Origin of the sequence: Dysgonomonas sp. 520, from assembly GCF_010501095.1 — a bacterium.
GTDB lineage: Bacteria > Bacteroidota > Bacteroidia > Bacteroidales > Dysgonomonadaceae > QVMP01.
Map to the genome: position 1 here is coordinate 1 of NZ_QVMP01000022.1, position 18153 is coordinate 18153.

Here is an 18153-nt window from a genome sequence, read left to right on the forward strand (position 1 = left end):
AAATCACAAAGTTATGTAAAAGAACGCTTTAATAAACTATTAAATATAAACTCTAATATATAAAAATAAACTTCATTATGCATAACAAAATAAAAGACAGGCTGGCTGGCTTAAGAAAATTTATGGAAGAAAAAGGACTCCATGCCTTTATCATCCCAAGCACCGACCCTCACGTAAGTGAATATCCGGCTACACATTGGTCGGCTCGCAAATGGATAAGCGGGTTTACCGGATCGGCCGGAACGGTTGTCGTAACCCGGGAAAAAGCCGGACTGTGGACAGACTCGCGCTATTTTCTGCAAGCAGCCGAGCAACTACAAGGAACAAGCATCGATTTGTTTAAAGACGGATTACCTGTCACACCAAGCATAGATCAGTGGTTGATATCCGAACTCGGAAAAGGCGACTATGTAGGCATTGATGGAAATGTTTATGCTGCGAAAGATGCCTTTGCTCTTACACACAAACTAAATGCCAAAGGCTTGCACCTTATCAGCGATTACGACCCGTTTGCCGCAATCTGGCACGATCGCCCCGAAATACCGAAGAACCCGATATTCATTCATCCGCTCAAGTTTGCAGGAGAATCATGTTCTTCAAAAATAAAGAGATTAGTTGAGGCATTAGACGATAATAATGCCAACGCGCTGTTGGTATCATCGCTAGATACCATTGCATGGATATTCAATATCAGAGGCAATGATGTGTCTTGCAATCCGGTAGCTGTGGCTTATGCTTATATTTCAGAAAAAGAAACAGTTCTGTTTATTGATCCTGCAAAACTGACAGCAGAGATTTCAGATTACCTGAAAAGTGAAGGGGTCATTCTGGCGGATTATGCCAAAGTGAATGACTATGTTGCTAAATTGCAGAAAGAAACTGTTGTTTGTTTGAACAGTGCTAAAATATCATTCTCGTTATACAATCAAATTCCGCAAGGATGCAGGGTTGTTGACATACCATCTCCTGCCGATTTGATGAAGAGCATAAAGAATGACGCCGAAATACAGGGGTTCCACGATGCTATGCAAAGGGATGGCGTAGCCTTGGTCAGATTCTTGATGTGGCTTGAAAAGGCTATTCCCCAAGGTGGAGTGACAGAATTGTCTGTAATAGAAAAATTAGCAGGATTCAGAAACGAGCAACCTCTTTACGTAGGAGACAGTTTTGCCACAATAGCCGGTTACGGGGCAAACGGAGCAATTGTTCATTATACCGCCACTGCTGAAAGTTCGGCCGATGTGAAACCGGAGGGTTTTCTGTTGTTGGATTCGGGAGGTCAGTATTTTGACGGGACAACAGACATTACACGTACCATTGCCGTAGGAAAATTGACCGATCAGATGAAAGAAGACTATACGATGGTATTGAAAGGTCATATCTCGTTGGCAACAGCAAAATTTCCGCAAGGCACACGAGGCAGCCAATTGGATATTCTGGCACGGAAAGCATTGTGGGACAAAGGACTCAACTATCTTCACGGTACGGGTCATGGCATCGGGTCTTTTCTCAACGTTCACGAAGGGCCTCAAAGCATACGCATGGATGAAAATCCTACTCAGTTGCAACCGGGAATGGTGACCTCTAACGAACCCGGCTTGTACAGATCGGGGAAATATGGCATACGGATAGAAAACCTTGTTCTAACCAGAGAGGATGAAATCACCGAATTTGGTAGTTTCTATTCGTTCGAAACTTTAACTGTTTGCCCTCTGGATACCACTCCGGTTGTAAAAGACATGCTGACTGACAAAGAAATAGAATGGCTCAATGCTTATCATGTGTACGTATATGAACGCCTAAGTCCATCTCTGAATGAAGAAGAAAAAGAATGGTTAAAAGAAAAAACAAAAACCATATAAATTTTATTACTTTGTCATGTTGAACGTAAGTGAGACATCTGAAAAATACAGATCCTTCGATACTCTCAGGATGACAAAAATGAACAAAACTAAAAGTCAAGATGATTTCTATAATTTGAATGTATCATTAAAATTCTATCAATATACTTAAAATATGGCGCTGATAAAAGAAGTAAGGGGATTTACTCCCCAAATTGGTGAAAACACCTATCTGGCAGAAAACGCAACCATCATCGGGGATGTGGTGATTGGTAGGGACTGCAGCATTTGGTTCAATACCATATTGCGGGGCGATGTCAATTCAATAAAAATCGGCAACAGGGTTAACATTCAAGACGGAAGCGTGTTGCATACCCTGTACCAGAAATCGACCATAGAAATCGGAGACGATGTTTCCGTAGGGCACAACGTAGTTATCCACGGCGCTAAGGTTGAGAACGGAGCACTGATTGGGATGGGGGCAATTGTTCTTGACCATGCGGTGATTGGCGAAGGTGCAATTATTGCTGCCGGCTCGGTTGTGTTGAGCGGTACACAGGTGGAACCGGGTAGTATTTATGCCGGAACTCCTGCAAAATTCGTCAAAAACGTAGACCCCGAACAATCGAAAGAAATGAATCAGAAGATTGCTAAAAACTATCTGATGTATTCAGGATGGTTCAAAGATGAAGAAGAGGATTAATCTTCCTGTAAACATCTAATATAACCCTATCAAGATGAACAATATATTTTTTCCGCCCGAATGGTATCCTCAAGATGCTGTGATGCTTACGTGGCCTCACAAAGAAAGCGACTGGCATTATATGCTTGACGAGATAACCGAATGTTTTCGTAAACTGGCTGGCGAAATATTAAAGGAGCAGCGACTGATTGTTGTTGCACCTGACGAAAAAATAGTGACAGATGCACTGAAAGATATTGCGCTTTCGGGCAATCTGCAAATAGTGGTACTGCCCTCCAACGACACATGGGCAAGAGATCATGCTCCTGTTTCGGTATTCATAAACAACAAGCCTGTTCTTTACGACTTCACATTCAACGGATGGGGATTAAAATTTGCTGCCAATTACGACAATCAGATCAACAGAGGCCTTTTTGCAAAAAATATTTTCGAGACAGATGTCAGATACGAAAATAAGAAAAACTTTGTACTTGAGGGCGGAGGGATAGAGTCGGACGGAAAAGGAACCCTGCTCACCACGTCCGAATGTCTGTTGTCGCCAAACAGGAATCCATACCTAACCAAGCAGGAAATAGAAGATTATCTGATCTCTGTTTTTGGACTTAAGCGGGTTCTCTGGCTAGATCACGGATATCTGGCGGGAGACGATACCGACAGCCACATAGACACGTTGGCTCGTTTTTGTGACGAACACACAATTGCCTATGTGAAATGTGAAGATGAGGCAGACGAACATTTCGGCTCGTTGCAAAAAATGGAAGAGCAACTGAAAGAATTTACAGACTACCAAGGGCAAGCATACAACCTGATTCCTATCCCTATGGCAGACACAGTGATGGAAGACGGTGAAAGGCTACCCGCAACTTATGCCAATTTTCTGATCATGAATAAGGTTGTTTTGATGCCGACTTACAATTCTCCGAAAGACGATATTGCGAAAAAACAATTGGAAAAGGCTTTCCCCTCAAGAAAGATTGTAGGAGTAGATTGCTTGCCTATCATAAAACAACATGGGTCTTTGCATTGCGTGACGATGCAATTCCCGAAAGGATTTATTAAAAATAAGTTTTGAAATCATGAAAATAGGAATCGTTCAACAAGCCAACATAGCTGATATTGAAAAAAATATAGAAAACCTGTCAGCAAAAATCAGGCAAGCGGCAAAACAGGGGGCAGAATTGGTTGTTTTGCAAGAGTTGCACAACTCACTTTATTTCTGCCAGACGGAAGACACTGACGTTTTCGATCTTGCCGAAACTATTCCGGGAAAATCAACCGATCTTTTCGGCTCTTTAGCCAAGGAACTAGGCATTGTCATTGTCTTGTCATTGTTCGAGTTCCGTGCACCCGGACTATATCACAACACAGCCGTGGTGATGGAAAAAGATGGCAGCATCGCAGGAAAATACCGCAAAATGCACATTCCTGACGATCCGGCCTACTACGAAAAATTCTACTTCACTCCGGGAGACTTGGGTTTCGAACCCATACAAACGTCACTAGGCAAATTAGGCGTATTGGTGTGCTGGGATCAATGGTATCCCGAGGCTGCCCGCCTGATGGCGCTGGCAGGGGCAGAGCTTCTTATATACCCCACTGCGATAGGATGGGAATCGACAGATACGGAAGACGAGAAAGACAGGCAATTGAACGCATGGATTATTTCTCAGCGAGGACATGCCGTTGCCAACGGACTACCTGTTATCTCCGTAAACCGGACAGGCTACGAGCCTGACCCATCAGGTCAAACAAACGGGATTCAGTTTTGGGGAAACAGCTTTGTAGCAGGTCCGCAAGGCGAAATATTGTGGCAGGCACCAAACAGTGACGAAGCTGTTGAAATAATAGATATAGACATGAAGCGAACCGAAAACGTACGCCGCATCTGGCCATTTTTCAGGGACAGGAGAATTGATTATTTCGGCGAGTTGACAAAAAGATTCAGAGATTGAAGCTAGTCTCTCACAATATTATAAGGTAATTCTACGTTTATTATTAATGCCAATCAGTATTTGATTTACGATAACTAAAACGTAGGTCAGAAATTGGTGATTCCGCAGAAGTAGCGGTCGGCTACAATTGGCTTGTAACTGGTAGATAAATAGTTGACAAGTAAACAAGTTGACGAGTAGACAAGTAAAAAGAACTAGTATCTTGTTTACTATATAATCAACTAAAGTGAACCATATATAATATTATCTATATAAACTTTAATATCTAAAAAATGGGAAAGAAATCCGCTTTTTTCATCATATTGCTATTTTTTGCAACCAACACATTGTTCAGCCAGAAAATAGGCGACTGGAGCACCTATTTTTCATACGAAGCAGGTCCTGAGGCAATATGTGATGCAGGAGACGTTATTTATGTTCTCACCGATGGTAAGTTGTTCTCGTATAACCCCCAAGACAAAAACATGGAAACGCATGTAAAACTTGAGGGAGGAAACAACAATATCCTAAAAATAGCTTACAGCGACAAAAGTGGCACACTGCTCATTCTGAGAGATGATTATGACATTGATATATTGGATAAAAATAACAATTACACCAATATTCCATCATTGAAAAATACGACTCAGAATATAGATAAAACGGTAAACAACATATCGGTATACGAAGATATGGCATATCTGAGTTCAAACTTCGGATTAGTTATAATTGACATGGCCAAAGCCGAGGTCAAAGAGACTTGTCCTTTCCCGTTTAAAGTATACTCGGCATGTGTTTTGGGCGACTACATCTACATATCATCCGAACGAGGAGTACGTATTGTCGATCAGAACAAAAACATACTGGATCAAAATAATTGGACACAAATTGTTGTGGCAGGAAAATACGCATACTCCGATTATACTTTTTATGATAACGAGATAATGAACATGGCTATTTATAAAGATAAAATTCACATGTTGGTTCCCGGAAGGGCAGTTTATATTCTTTATGATGAGTATGTAGAAAGAGTATTGGAAGGCAAAGGGATTACACAAATCAGCTCCACCGGAAATGACAGATTTATAGCTCATGCTTCTTCCTCGTTTTACAATTTTTCGGGTTTAGAGCAATATCAACAAATAAACCTCAACTCAGAAAATAGCGATACAATTTATAGTCTATGCCCAAAGAAAAATAAAGACAATCAGTATTGGTTAGGAATTAGCAACAAAAACCTATGCCTGGTAAATGTAGCCGACAATAATTCAAATTCGTTAGAATTTGTCGAGTCGGAAATAAAACCCAACGGGCCACTTTCCAATCTGTCCTTTTTCCTTGCTCATGATGGAGAAAAACTTATGTCTACGGGAGGCGGTTATTATCTTGACAGACATAGATACCCGGCACAACTGAGTCAGTATAAGGACAATATATGGTTCAATTACGACAAAACGGAGATTGATAATGGTATAGATAAATCAGACTGGACAGCAATTAACGAACCCTCCGATTTTGTTTCCGTTGTATCCGATCCTTACGACAGAAGCCATCTTTTTGTTGCCAGTTGGGGAGAAGGGGTATACGAATTCAGGGATAAGAAATTTGTAGAGCTACATAGCGATTTTGAGACTCTGGACTCGAATGGTTCGCCAAACTATCGCAGGGTGAATGGCATGTCATACGACAGAAATGGCAATCTCTGGATATCCAACTCTAAAACAAGCGATTTCATTACAATCAGAACCAAAGACGGACAATGGCTAAAACCAAACTATAACAATACAAATATTATTTCCGGAGGAATGGTAGACTATACAGGTGCCAAGAGCCTGATTGTTGACAGGTATAATCGCAAATGGATAGCTACATTTCGAAAAACTCCGTTCATCATGGTGATTGACGACAACAACACCATCAACAATGTATTGGACGACAAAGTAATATACCAGACATCGTTTTACGATCAGGACTATAATGCATTGAAAGTAGATCTCATATATGACATAAAGGAAGATAAATCCGGAAACATTTGGGTAGCGACAGATCTGGGTCCGTTTGTAATTTACAACTCCAGTAATATTTTCACAAAAAAAGAGCTAACCCTCAACAAAATAAAGATTCCGAGAAATGATGGGACCAACTTTGCCGACATTCTTCTCGAAAACTCACGAGTACGTACATTAGCTGTTGACGGAGCCAACCGCAAATGGATTGGTACGGAAGATGCCGGTTTATTTCTTGTAAGTGAAGACGGGAAAGAAACTATCCACACCTTCACCACCAAAAACAGTGCGTTGCCATCCAATAGAATAGAATCTTTGGCCATCGACCCCGTAAGTGGTGAGGTATATGTGGGAACAAGCAACGGCCTAGTATCTTTTAAAAGTGATGCTACGGAAGGTAGATCCGATTTTTCGAACGTATATGTATACCCCAATCCGGTAAGACCCGAATATGACGGGCCAATTACTGTTTATGGACTTCAAGCCGATTCGAATGTCAAAATAACCGATGTCAAAGGGAATATCATCAATCAAGGAAAATCACTCGGAGGCCAATACATCTGGAATGGCCGCAACGGAAAGGGAGCAAATGTGGACACGGGTACATATCTGGTACTCGGATCTTCATCCGACGGAAGTTCGGGTGTTGTCACCAAGATATTAGTTGTAAGATAATATCCTTTTTTCGATAATTATTTCTGAAACAGTCGCATCGTGTCTGTTAAAATAATTGTTCATTTTCAGGCATATATGGTTTTTCTATTTTGACAAAATGTTAAAAGAAGTAAAACAAAAAAGAAATAAATTCAAAAATAATCGGCAGATTCTGAATAAAGCACTATTTTTAACATTGAAACCGTCTAGACTTTTTCGTTTTATTCAATTTTGTCATCCTGAGAGTATCGAAGGATCTGTTTTTTNTTTTTTAGATGTTTCACTACGTTCAACATGACAAAAACTCAAAAATTAAGTATAATTTAAAAAGTCTAGATGACTTCATTGTTATTGACGATATACTAAATTATATCTGTCTTTTGCCATAGGTTTTGAACCACTACTGTTAGGCACTCTCATATCAGGGAGAAGTTGTGAGTATTCAATTGAAACTATTAATTGATTTCTTATAAGGAAAATCTCATCAGACACTTACCATTTTTGTTGAAAAAAGATTGTTGGAAACGAATATTTCTTTTTGTCAGTATGGCATATTTATATCAAAAATTTCATAACGAACTGGTTTATTTTTGAATCAATATTTTTTCGTGACTCTATTTATTAATCAATAATACTCCCAATGAAAGATGATTTTATACACAAAAGCCTTCTCAATTCCATCAGAGAGAAGCTCCCTCAGGACAAAAATCTGGCTAATACCCTCATGGATATCCTGTTTATAGGTAAAGAAGCAATATACAGGCGGTTGAGGGGCGAAGTGCCCTTCACCCTCACGGAAGTGGCTATCATATCGAAGGAGCTCGACTTGTCTATGGACAACATACTGGGAACAGCACCAAACAAGAGCAGGCCATTTCAGTTGAAAATACCGGAACATGTCGATCCTCTTGATATAGATTTAGCTATGATGGATCATTTCGTATATGTCCTTCAATCTATAAACGAAGACTCCAGATCGGAATTGGGGTGTGCAACAAACTCAGTTCCACAGTTTTTCTACTACAACTATCCCTATCTGAACAAATTATTCCTTTTCAAATGGGCATATCAATATGACGAAAAATATTCTTCGAAGTCGCTCAAGGAAATCAACTATACCGACAGGATGCTGAAGTTGGAACAAGACACTTATACCGAACAAGCCAAAATAAAAAATACATTCTACATATTCGATAATATGATGTTTACATACCTGATTAATGATATCAAATACTTTTCGGGTATAAACTTAATTGATAGAGAAGAAGTAACAGAACTGAAAGGAGAAATTCACCAACTGATAAACGAACTGGAAGCACTTGCTATAAAAGGGCAGTTTGACGATGGATGCAAAGTTCAATTATACATATCCAATATAAATTTTGAGAACACGTATAGTTATATCCATTCGCAAAATCTTAATATAAGCCTGATAAAAACATTCATATTAAATTCGGTGGCATCGTTAGATGACAAAACCTACGAAAAGATACACTTCTGGATTCAGTCTTTGAAAAAGTGTTCGACTCTTATCTCCGAAGCCGGAGAAATGCAACGAATAAAATTCTTTAACGAGCAACGAAAATTGACCAATACTCTTGAATAACGTCAATCAGCATTATTATCTATTCTCAAGGTAGAACTAGTTCACCCGGCTGATGGGCTCTCCTTCGTAATAATTCAGGATGTTGTTGGCCACCTCTTGCTGCATTGCCAGTCTGCTTTCGCTGGTCAGAGTGCCTACATGAGGGCACAATACTGTATTATGAGTCTGTTTCAACAGGCTTTCAGGTATATTTGGTTCATGCTCATAAACATCCAGTCCGGCAGCAAGTATCTCGCCCGATGCCAAGGCCTTGGCTAAAGCGATTTCATCGACTAAAGAACCTCTGGCAGTATTGATAAGGATGGCTGTATTTTTCATCTTTTTCAGTTCGGCTTCCGATATCAGATGATATGTTTCGCTGGTAGATGGCGCATTTATCGAAACAATGTCGGCTTCCGACAGAAGTTGGTCGAAACTAACATATCGGGCGTCATATCGGGATTCTATTTCGGGCGAAAGGCGTGTCCTGTTATGGTATATGATCTTCATACCGGAAGCCACGGCACGTCTGGCCACAGCTTGACCTATTCTACCCATGCCGACGATGCCCAGTGTTTTGCCGAAAACAGACATGCCCATGTTATCATAAAGTCCCCAGTTTATACCTTCCGGTTGGCGCACCTGATAGTTATAAAAGCCGATTTTGCGAGCTGTTGCTACAATCAATCCGAAGCAGAGTTCGGCAGTTGGTTCCAAAACCGAATTGGGCGTATTGGTGACTACAACATTTCTTGAGGCGGCGTATGCCACGTCAATATTGTTATACCCCACTCCGAAATTGGCAATCAATTCCAGTTTCGGAGCCTTGTCTATAATTTCTTTGTCAGTCATAAATGTGAAGTTCGGGACGAAAACCTCAACATCGCCTATCCGATCCAATATTTCATCTTTCTTGAAGATAGATTTTTCCGGGTAAATCATCTCGAACTTACCTTCCAACACTGAAAAACCTTCTCTCTTAAAATTATGGGCGAATAATATTTTTTTCATAACTGTATATTTAGCTTTACATTTTTCGGGTGGTTTGTAAGGGTAGGCCTCTGGTCTGCCCGAAAGTTAACGAAAGAATGATGTTTTGCAATTCGGGTGGAGCAGAGCCCCACCCCTACACATCTATCGTCGTATGGGATTGCAAATCCCCATGCTTGGCTACTGTCCGGATTTTAAATCCGGGAAATAATAACTCCGGGGTTATAAACCCCGGAAAACAGGTATTGTTGATATGAGGGCGTAAGATTTTACGCCCCTACAGATATCTTTTTGTCATCCTGAACAGAGTGAAGGATCTAATGTATTTACAGATGCTTCGTTTCACTCAGCATGACAAAAGCTTTCCACTTTTTACATCACAACCTATTTCTTCTCATTCAGTAACCTTTCAAGCATAGCTACTTTTTCCTGTTCTAATGCCAGCATGCGCTCATAAAGAGCCACCTTTTCATTAGTTAATTCTATGATCTTTTCTATGGGATTATAGACGTTATCAAAATTCTCATTTTGTATATTAATCCTGTCTTGATCCCCAAAAGTATTATTTTCTATAATTATTGTCAATGGATCATCTTCCATATTCTTAATAAGATCAGGAGCCACACCTAATGCTTTGGCTATCTTTTCCAGTGTTTCATCTTCTATCACTTTCTTCTGCTCGTAAACAGATATTGATTGTTGACTCATGCCAATATCCGCCGCCAATGCTTCCTGCTTTATACCAAGTGTTTCACGCACTCGTCTCACATTATGTCCGTGGTGTACCCGTCTTTCTTTATTTTCTGCTTCCATATTTTATATTGTTTTTTTTAAATCCGAAATCTGATTTTTGAAATTCTTCGGGTGGAGTAAAACCCCACCCCTACATTGGCATTTTTCATTGTAGGGGCGAACCTCTGGTTCGCCCGAAATACTTTGCAACTACTTAATACCTATCTAACAAATAGATGAAACACATGGTTATGGCAAATGTACAAAAAATTAGCATTTCCCATTGGTAAATAACTAATGTTGTTTAGTTTTTACCATCCAGTAAAAAATATGTGATCAAGAAAAAATATTTTCATTTGTTTATTAATCTAATATTAATTGTCAAATCATTATGAAAAATATATTTCGGAAATCAAAAGTTAGTTTTGTGGTGGCAGTAACTTCTTTTATTCTGTTTTTCTGTATCAATTTTTGCCGTTTGTTTATATCAACTAATCAATCCACAGATTGGATCATCTTCATTAGTAACCTGATCCTTATCATTGTAGGGTTAACAACATTTATTCTATATCTTCAGATTACGGAAGCGGAAAAGTTGAAAATACTAAAAGAAAAAAATAGGCAATTACTCTTGCTGGAGTTTTGTGGTCTTCTCAATAATTTGGATTATAATAATCCGAAAAATAACAACTACGGGGTTTGAAACTCCATAGGACGAAATTTGCGGGAACATGGTGAAATAAACGGACAAATTTCCATAACGTCCTGTGGTTTGGATTTACAACGGCAACGGAGGTCCTGCCTGTCCAATAATACCTCCACCAAATTTTATCAAGTCAAAAAGACTTATTATGCACCAATTTAAATCATCCTGATTGCAATAATAATCTTCAAATTGTCCATAAATTTTGTAATCTGAGATATTAAAACCTTCTTCAATATCATTATACCAAACAATTTTTCGTCCACATATGGCTACGACCCAAAAACCATCTCCCTCTTTTGCGTATTTTTCTTCTTTCCATTTTTCTGGGAAAATTTTTATCAATTCCCAGAAATTCGACAATTCTCCACTGAATTCTTTCTCTGCTTCAAGAATTCTGTCATACAAGTCATTTAAAGAAATAGGAGTCCACATATTTTTTATTTTGTCTAATTTTGCAGTCTGCGAGCTTGCCACAAACTCTAGCATTGGTTCAATTAATTATTTAAAATGCGTATTATTTTTATCATCTGTCGTTTCTTGCTTAATTTACAAACTTACATAAAAAGAATGATTTATAAGCGAACCAAATAAAAGTAAGACCACTCACTTGGCAAAATTCAGATTTTCGTCCTTTCGAGTTTGAAGACTTTTTCTAGGGGCAGGACTCTGATCTGCCCGAAAGTTAACGAAAGAATGATGTCCTGCAATTCGGGTAGAGCAGAGCCCCACCCCTACACCTCTATCGTCGTATGGGATTGCAAATCCCCATGCTTGGCTACTGTCCGGATTTAAAATCCGAAAAATAATAACTCCGGGGTTACAAACCCCGGAGAACAGATATTGTTGATATGAGGGCGTAAGATTTTACGCCCCTACAGATATCTTTCTGTCATCCTGAACAAAGTGAAGGATCTAATGTATTTACAGATTCTTCGTTGCACTCAGCATGATAAGTCTATATAAATTTACTTCTTATTGCTTACCAGTCTCACTATTTCGCCAATCCAAAGGACAAACGAGGTAGACCCGATAATGATCAGCCAATCACGCAACTGCAAAGGAACGGTACGGAATACTTCACCTCCAAATTCCACAATCAGAATCTGACCGACAAGAATCACGAAAGCAACCGCAATGAAACCTTTACTTTGTCCCATGTTAGCAAATGCCGATTTTCCTGTCTGAAAGGCTTTAGCATTAAACATATTCCAAAATTGTAACATCACAAAGAACGTGAAGAAATAAGACAGTGAATAAGCCACCTTGTCTCCTGTTACATGGCTAAAGAATGAATCTAATATATCAGGTCGTGAGAATGAGAACATCATTGCCAGCAAGAGAACTACGAAAGTAAGACCTACAAACAGGATATTGCTACGCATAGCAGGATTGATTATAAACGCTTTGTTTTTTCTTGGTTTTTCTTTCATCACCTTAAGATCGGGAGGTAGCGAAGCCAAAGCACCGGCGGCAAATGTATCCATGATCAGGTTGATCCAAAGCATCTGAGTTACCGTCAACGGAAGATCTGTTCCGAAGATTGAACCTAAGAACACAAGAATAAGCGCAGCAACGTTGATTGTCAACTGAAACAAGATGAAACGCTGTATATTCTTATAAAGCGAGCGTCCCCACATTACGGCAGTAGCAATACTGTTGAATGAGTCGTCGAGCAATGTAATGTCACTGGCTTCCTTAGCTACGGAAGTACCCGAACCCATAGAAAGCCCCACATTGGCATGGTTGAGCGCAGGAGCGTCATTTGTTCCGTCGCCTGTCACAGCCACAATGGCTTCATTCTTTTGAAGCAACTGCACCAAGCGTTGCTTATCGGTAGGACGTGCACGGCACATTATTTTCAGCTTCATCACACGTTTTTCAGCCTCCTCGTCCGACAAAGCCTCAAAATTAGGTCCTGTAATGATATTTTCGTCCGTATCGGCATCCGTCCAAATTCCAATCTGGCGACCGATTTCACGGGCAGTTCCGGGAGTATCGCCTGTTACTATCTTCACATCAATACCCGCCTCAAGACATTCTGCCACAGCCGCAGGAACATCTTCACGCACAGGGTCGGAAATAGCCGTTATGCCGATGAAAGTCAGGTTGTTTTCTGCCAAATCTTTAATAGCAACATCTTTGGATGCGGCATCAACAATTTTATAAGCAAAACCAAGTGTACGCATCGCCTGATTCTGATACTTCAACAACAAGTCTTCTATGGCTGTTTTTTCTTCGTTTAAAGAACTTTCGCCATCCGCCATGAGTATTGTACTGCATTTACCCATAACAATCTCCGGAGCACCTTTTACGTAAAGAACATATTTTCCATCATATGGGCTTTCTACAAGAGTAGCCATATACTTGCGCTCGGTAGAGAAAGTAAGCTGATCCACTACATTTGCTTTTTCCCGTATATCCAGGTAATTGATTCCTTTATCGTTCAACCACAATAGAAGTGCGGCCTCGGTGGGGTTTCCAAGAGTTTTTATTTTCGATGGATCGGTAAAATCAAGATAAGCGGTAGAGTTCACCGAGATACTTTCCTTCACCAAGATGCTGTTTCTGTCGTCAGACAGTGCTTGATCTTTCAGCGCATAGAATTTGGTATCGGCAACCTTCATCTGATTTTGTGTCAATGTTCCCGTTTTATCGGTACAAATAACGGTAGTTGCACCCATTGTTTCGCAAGCGTGCATTTTGCGCACAAGGTTGTTCGTTTTCAACATACGGCGCATACTCAGTGCCAAACTTAAAGTCACACTCATAGGCAAACCTTCGGGAACGGCAACCACAATCAAAGTAACGGCAACCATGAAATATTGAAGGACGTGGCGTGCTGTTTCCATATCCACCCACGAATCAGGATTGATCGGATTCACTCCAAACAACCAACCTATTCCGGCAATAACAGCAGTTGTGATGACACCGAGTGCTATCCACCTCAACCAGCCACCTTCGTCCACGCTTTTGGGCAATTCCTTTTCTTTTCCTGCAAGTTCAAAACCATCGTAAACAATAGGCAACCATATTTTCACCAAAGCCACCATAGCACCGATGATTACGGCACCAAGCAGTCCAAGTTGTCCCCACGAATAAGAAACGCTTCCACCGAAAATATCTTTCAGGAACAACACGATGAAAGTAAGCGCAGCCAAAACAAGACCCACAACACCAATGAACTTAGCTAATCCGTCCAATTGCTTATTCAGCGGAGTTTCTTCGCCTGTCATTTCGGTCGATTTTTCGGCAACTTTACCATATTCGGTGGCATCACCCACGGTTTTCACCTCGAAGATACCATGACCATCCATCACCTTGGTTCCACGCATCGCCCAATTGGACGGATAAGTGGCTTCTTCGTCAAAATCTTCGTGGTTTGTGGTCTTATCAATAATAGGCTCTCCCGTAAGAGAAGATTCGTCTATCTGCAACGATATGGCTTCTATCAGTTCGCCATCGGCAGGAACCTCATCGCCCGTATTGATGAGGACAATATCGCCTACTACTATTTGTTGTTTAGGAACTTCAATCACATTTCCGTTACGGATCACTTTCACCAAGGTGTCTTCATTCACCTGATTCAAGACGTCGAATTTTTTGTTGGCATCCATTTCGAACCAGAAAGCGACACCCGTAGCCAACAAGATGGCACAGAAAATACCTATTGTTTCGGCATAGTGCATTTGCCCTGTCGAAACATGTTCGAAAATGGCAATACCAAGCGATAAGAATGCTGCAATAAGAAGAATCCGGATAATAGGATCTTCAAATTTTTCGAGAAATAATTTCCAAAGAGGATCTCTTTTAGGTGGTGTCAGAATATTTGCACCATGTTTTTCACGGCTTTCGAGCACCTGTTGGTCGGTGAGTCCGACTAAATGTTTTTTCTGTTCCATCGGTTATTTTAAAATTAGTTTCAATTTATTTAAGTTTCGTAAGTATGTCTCAAATTTATAATATTCATTGCCTATCGCATTGTAATACAAGCCCTGCCTGAATTCGGCAGTTTGTTTGTCTATAAATGCATCAAATTCCTCTGCTTCCCTGTTCAATATATATTTAACCACCCGTGTGTTGAACACAAATTCTTCTTCTTTGATTATCTTGTCGATATCATCAATGCTTTTCACAGAATAATTATTCAGGTAATTCTCTATTTTCGGGTTCACATTCGGGTTGACAAGTTCGGCAAAATAAAGCATATAACTATCATTGTCAATACCATAATCGGCCAACATCTTGGTAATGATACGTTCGTGAGTGCCTGTTATCTTGATATCATCGAGAAAAAGCATCACCTTATCATCAATAAAGTCTTTATCAACAAAAAATTTATCGCCACTGATCAGTTTATACCTACTTTCTGCCGACATTTCCCCGTAATCTTCACGATAAGTAACAGTACGGTGAATTTTTGTTTCCTGCACCACAGGAAAACCATTATCGAAAAGATAGGAGTTGAGCTTATCCACAAAGTATTTCTTCATGTAGAACGAAGCCGTAGGTATGTGTGAATACGCACTGGGCAACACAATTATCTGCTGTCCCTTGTATGTTTCACTGAATACTCCTTTTATAAACCGTTCTGCCAATTCGTATCCGAATTTACGGGCGATATTTTCCGCTCCATGCTTAAACTTGGAATACTCTTCGGGCGAAAAATCGAAATCGGTATCAGATCCGATCTGAAAACCTGAAAAATGAGTTATTTTTCCCTTATAATGCTGCTCTGATGTCATTGAGTGTATAGTCTGGTTTAATTAAAAGTGCCGAGAACCCGAAGTTCAAAGCACCCTGATAATCTGTTTTTTCATTGTCTCCAACATGGAGAATATTTTTTTTGGGTACGCTAACCTCGTCATATACCCGTTGGAAAAATCTTGCGGAAGGCTTGGAAGCCTTCACTTCATCGGAGAAAATATTGAACAGGAAATGTTTCAGGATTCCCAGTTTTTCCAAAACAATTCTTAGCGTTTTCCCTTCTATAAATCCGGTATTACTTGCCAGATTCAACACCTTGCCTTCTGCCTGCAAGCCTTCCAAAATAGAAGGAATATCATCATTCAGCAACCGAGGACTGTATTCTACGAACAGCTCATTTGCCCGTTGTTCAAAATGTTGAGCTTCTTCAAGACTTACCTCTTCTGGGTCGTTGCACGTTTCATTCAAAACACGCTGATACATAGATGATGCCGGAATTTTTTCGCCATAATACTCATTATACCGATCAAATATCTTGTCAATATTCCTGACCAAGGCTTCGATGTGAGGCACACTCAAACCCTTGCTATTGTATGTATCGGCTATCATCTCGGCTCGCCTGTGCTTAAATTCAGGGTGAGACTTGATAAGAGTCAGCCACAAATCAAATGAAACGTTTGTTATCATTAGAAATATATATTATCCATCCATCCCAATCGAAGTTTTTTTTATTCTTCATTTCCCCCTCTATCGGAGGGGGCTAGGGGGAGGTGTTCAGTTAGCCACCAATTGAACCACAATTAACCGTCCGCCATCTTCTTTCGACAACAATATCTGCTTGTTATCGGTCAATTCAACGGCTTCATTTATTCCTATTTTCTTTCCTTCGCTCTTATCTTCCAAATCGGTCAGGCGTTGATTTATCAGTAACCACTTTCCATGATGGAAAACAAAATATCCCACAGGCTTTTTCTGTTCATCTGTCAATTTCTCGTTCGGCGACAGGTTCCTGTTCACATGCCAGGGATAAAGATACTGATTATGATACACCATCAAACGATAATTGTCGGGCGTAAAGGTTCCCTCGCGTCGGGAAGAATAAAGATTCAAAATCGGCAGTTGACCTTTATAGTCAGTTCCGCAGAAAGGGCACCGGGGTTTAGTTGAGTTATCAAATACAAACCATTTGTGCCAACACTTCGGATTCTGGCAAGGCTGCATCAGGTCAACAGTCTTCAACAGTCCTTCTTCCCACTCATTTGCTGTCGGGCGCAATGTGGGATTATGCAATCCGTCAATAAATGCCCTATTGAACAAATCCTTAAGATAAGGGCCACAAACCGTATAGGGAATCTTCGCAGGATCGCCCTGTGGCAATTGCGTAGGGTGAAGCTGGTTTGCCTTCACTCTATTGGAAGCATCGGTAGGATGCTCAATAAACAAAGCCTTAGAACCCATCGACAGTTCCTCGTCTTTTGTCGAATCGAGGTCGTTCACCTTGCCACCACGCAAAGGATGCCTGTAGAGAAGGTACATATAAATCATTACTGCCAATGCGTGCCTGTCTGTTGCAATGCTGGGCAATTTGCGGGCAGGGTCTTTTATATCCAAATGCTTGGAGGCTATCACTTCTGGTGCAATGAAATCGGGTGTGCCAAGCACATCGGGCGGAAACTTGCCCGGAACCACCAATCCATCAATATCGATGATAGACGCTGCTCCCGAAGTCGGGTCTATCAACACGTTTTTATACGATAAATCGGAATGTGCCAATCCCGCAGCATGCAGGCGTTTCACTGCACGGCTTATGCGTATACATATCTGAAAATATTTGAACCAATCGCCTTTTTCCTGAGGAGCAAGGAAACGGTTTTGATTTTTAGCCGATGCAAACCACTTACCTTCTTTCTCTCTCCCTTTGATGCCCAGAAAGTCGTCGTTTACAGAACCATACTTAAAGAAATAGCGGCTCTGATAGGTAGGGCAAACGATACCCAGCTTTCCTTTGTATTCGACAATTTTTGTTGGCCAACAAAACAGGTCTTTCCAATAGTCTCCCCCTTGCTGATTGAAAATCCGCTCACGATATATGCCGGTTATGTTTTCCAGACGGTCTTTTGCATTGAAATCCTGCTTATCCCTGAAAAAACCGACCACATACGATTTGTCGGGACTGAAATAGACATCTTTCATTCCTCCGGAACCGATAATATTATCTACAAATTCGACATCGGAACCGTCAGTTGCTTTTATTTTAATTGTATTTGCCATTATAGTTACGAGTTACGAGTAAACAAGTTA

14 protein-coding genes are annotated in these 18153 nt (G+C 40.4%); 7 read left to right on the top strand and 7 right to left on the bottom strand.

Annotated elements, in window-relative coordinates; all coding sequences use genetic code 11:
• Positions 1–77: 77 nt before the first annotated feature.
• The 6 genes from D0T56_RS12585 to D0T56_RS12610 all read left to right on the top strand — a co-directional run bounded on the left by D0T56_RS12585 (position 78) and on the right by D0T56_RS12610 (position 8741).
• Positions 78–1862, top strand: coding sequence for an aminopeptidase P family protein (locus D0T56_RS12585; RefSeq protein WP_163320514.1), 1785 nt, complete (start codon positions 78–80; stop codon positions 1860–1862).
• 154 nt (positions 1863–2016) lie between these two features.
• Positions 2017–2544, top strand: a complete 528-nt coding sequence (locus tag D0T56_RS12590; RefSeq protein WP_163320515.1) for a gamma carbonic anhydrase family protein — start codon at positions 2017–2019, stop codon at positions 2542–2544.
• Between the two features lie 34 nt (positions 2545–2578).
• Positions 2579–3616 carry an agmatine deiminase family protein gene (locus D0T56_RS12595; protein WP_163320516.1) on the top strand — a complete coding sequence of 346 codons (1038 nt, stop codon included), beginning with the start codon at positions 2579–2581 and terminating at the stop codon, positions 3614–3616.
• A 4-nt stretch (positions 3617–3620) separates the two neighbouring features.
• On the top strand, positions 3621–4496 hold the full coding sequence (locus D0T56_RS12600) for a carbon-nitrogen hydrolase (protein WP_163320517.1): 876 nt from the start codon (positions 3621–3623) through the stop codon (positions 4494–4496).
• Between the two features lie 272 nt (positions 4497–4768).
• Positions 4769–7156, top strand: a complete 2388-nt coding sequence (locus D0T56_RS12605) for a two-component regulator propeller domain-containing protein (protein ID WP_163320518.1) — start codon at positions 4769–4771, stop codon at positions 7154–7156.
• 619 nt (positions 7157–7775) lie between these two features.
• A complete protein-coding gene (locus D0T56_RS12610) occupies positions 7776–8741 on the top strand; it encodes a helix-turn-helix domain-containing protein (protein ID WP_163320519.1) in 966 nt (321 codons plus the stop codon).
• A 36-nt stretch (positions 8742–8777) separates the two neighbouring features.
• Here the strand turns inward: D0T56_RS12610 and D0T56_RS12615 are convergent, their stop codons facing one another.
• Both D0T56_RS12615 and D0T56_RS12620 read right to left on the bottom strand, forming a co-directional pair.
• Positions 8778–9731 carry an NAD(P)-dependent oxidoreductase gene (locus tag D0T56_RS12615; RefSeq protein ID WP_163320520.1) on the bottom strand — a complete coding sequence of 318 codons (954 nt, stop codon included), beginning with the start codon at positions 9729–9731 and terminating at the stop codon, positions 8778–8780.
• 363 nt (positions 9732–10094) lie between these two features.
• Positions 10095–10523, bottom strand: a complete 429-nt coding sequence (locus D0T56_RS12620) for a helix-turn-helix domain-containing protein (protein WP_163320521.1) — start codon at positions 10521–10523, stop codon at positions 10095–10097.
• A gap of 310 nt (positions 10524–10833) precedes the next feature.
• Here D0T56_RS12620 and D0T56_RS12625 point away from each other — a divergent pair, with 310 nt between their 5' ends.
• A complete protein-coding gene (locus D0T56_RS12625) occupies positions 10834–11145 on the top strand; it encodes a hypothetical protein (RefSeq protein WP_163320522.1) in 312 nt (103 codons plus the stop codon).
• 75 nt (positions 11146–11220) lie between these two features.
• On the opposite strand, the gene D0T56_RS12630 is transcribed toward D0T56_RS12625, so the two are convergent.
• The 5 genes from D0T56_RS12630 to D0T56_RS12650 all read right to left on the bottom strand — a co-directional run bounded on the left by D0T56_RS12630 (position 11221) and on the right by D0T56_RS12650 (position 18123).
• Positions 11221–11580, bottom strand: coding sequence for a hypothetical protein (locus tag D0T56_RS12630; protein ID WP_163320523.1), 360 nt, complete (start codon positions 11578–11580; stop codon positions 11221–11223).
• Between the two features lie 533 nt (positions 11581–12113).
• Positions 12114–15047, bottom strand: coding sequence for a calcium-translocating P-type ATPase, PMCA-type (locus D0T56_RS12635; RefSeq protein WP_163320524.1), 2934 nt, complete (start codon positions 15045–15047; stop codon positions 12114–12116).
• Positions 15048–15050: 3 nt separating this feature from the next.
• Positions 15051–15890, bottom strand: coding sequence for a phosphoribosyltransferase family protein (locus tag D0T56_RS12640; protein ID WP_163320525.1), 840 nt, complete (start codon positions 15888–15890; stop codon positions 15051–15053).
• The gene (locus tag D0T56_RS12645) at positions 15868–16539 is read right to left on the bottom strand and encodes an HAD family hydrolase (protein WP_163320526.1); all 672 of its coding nucleotides are present in this window, start codon (positions 16537–16539) and stop codon (positions 15868–15870) included. Before D0T56_RS12645 ends, D0T56_RS12640 begins: the two co-directional genes overlap by 23 nt.
• An 87-nt stretch (positions 16540–16626) precedes the next feature.
• Positions 16627–18123 carry a helix-hairpin-helix domain-containing protein gene (locus D0T56_RS12650; protein WP_163320527.1) on the bottom strand — a complete coding sequence of 499 codons (1497 nt, stop codon included), beginning with the start codon at positions 18121–18123 and terminating at the stop codon, positions 16627–16629.
• Between the last annotated feature and the right edge of the window lie 30 nt (positions 18124–18153).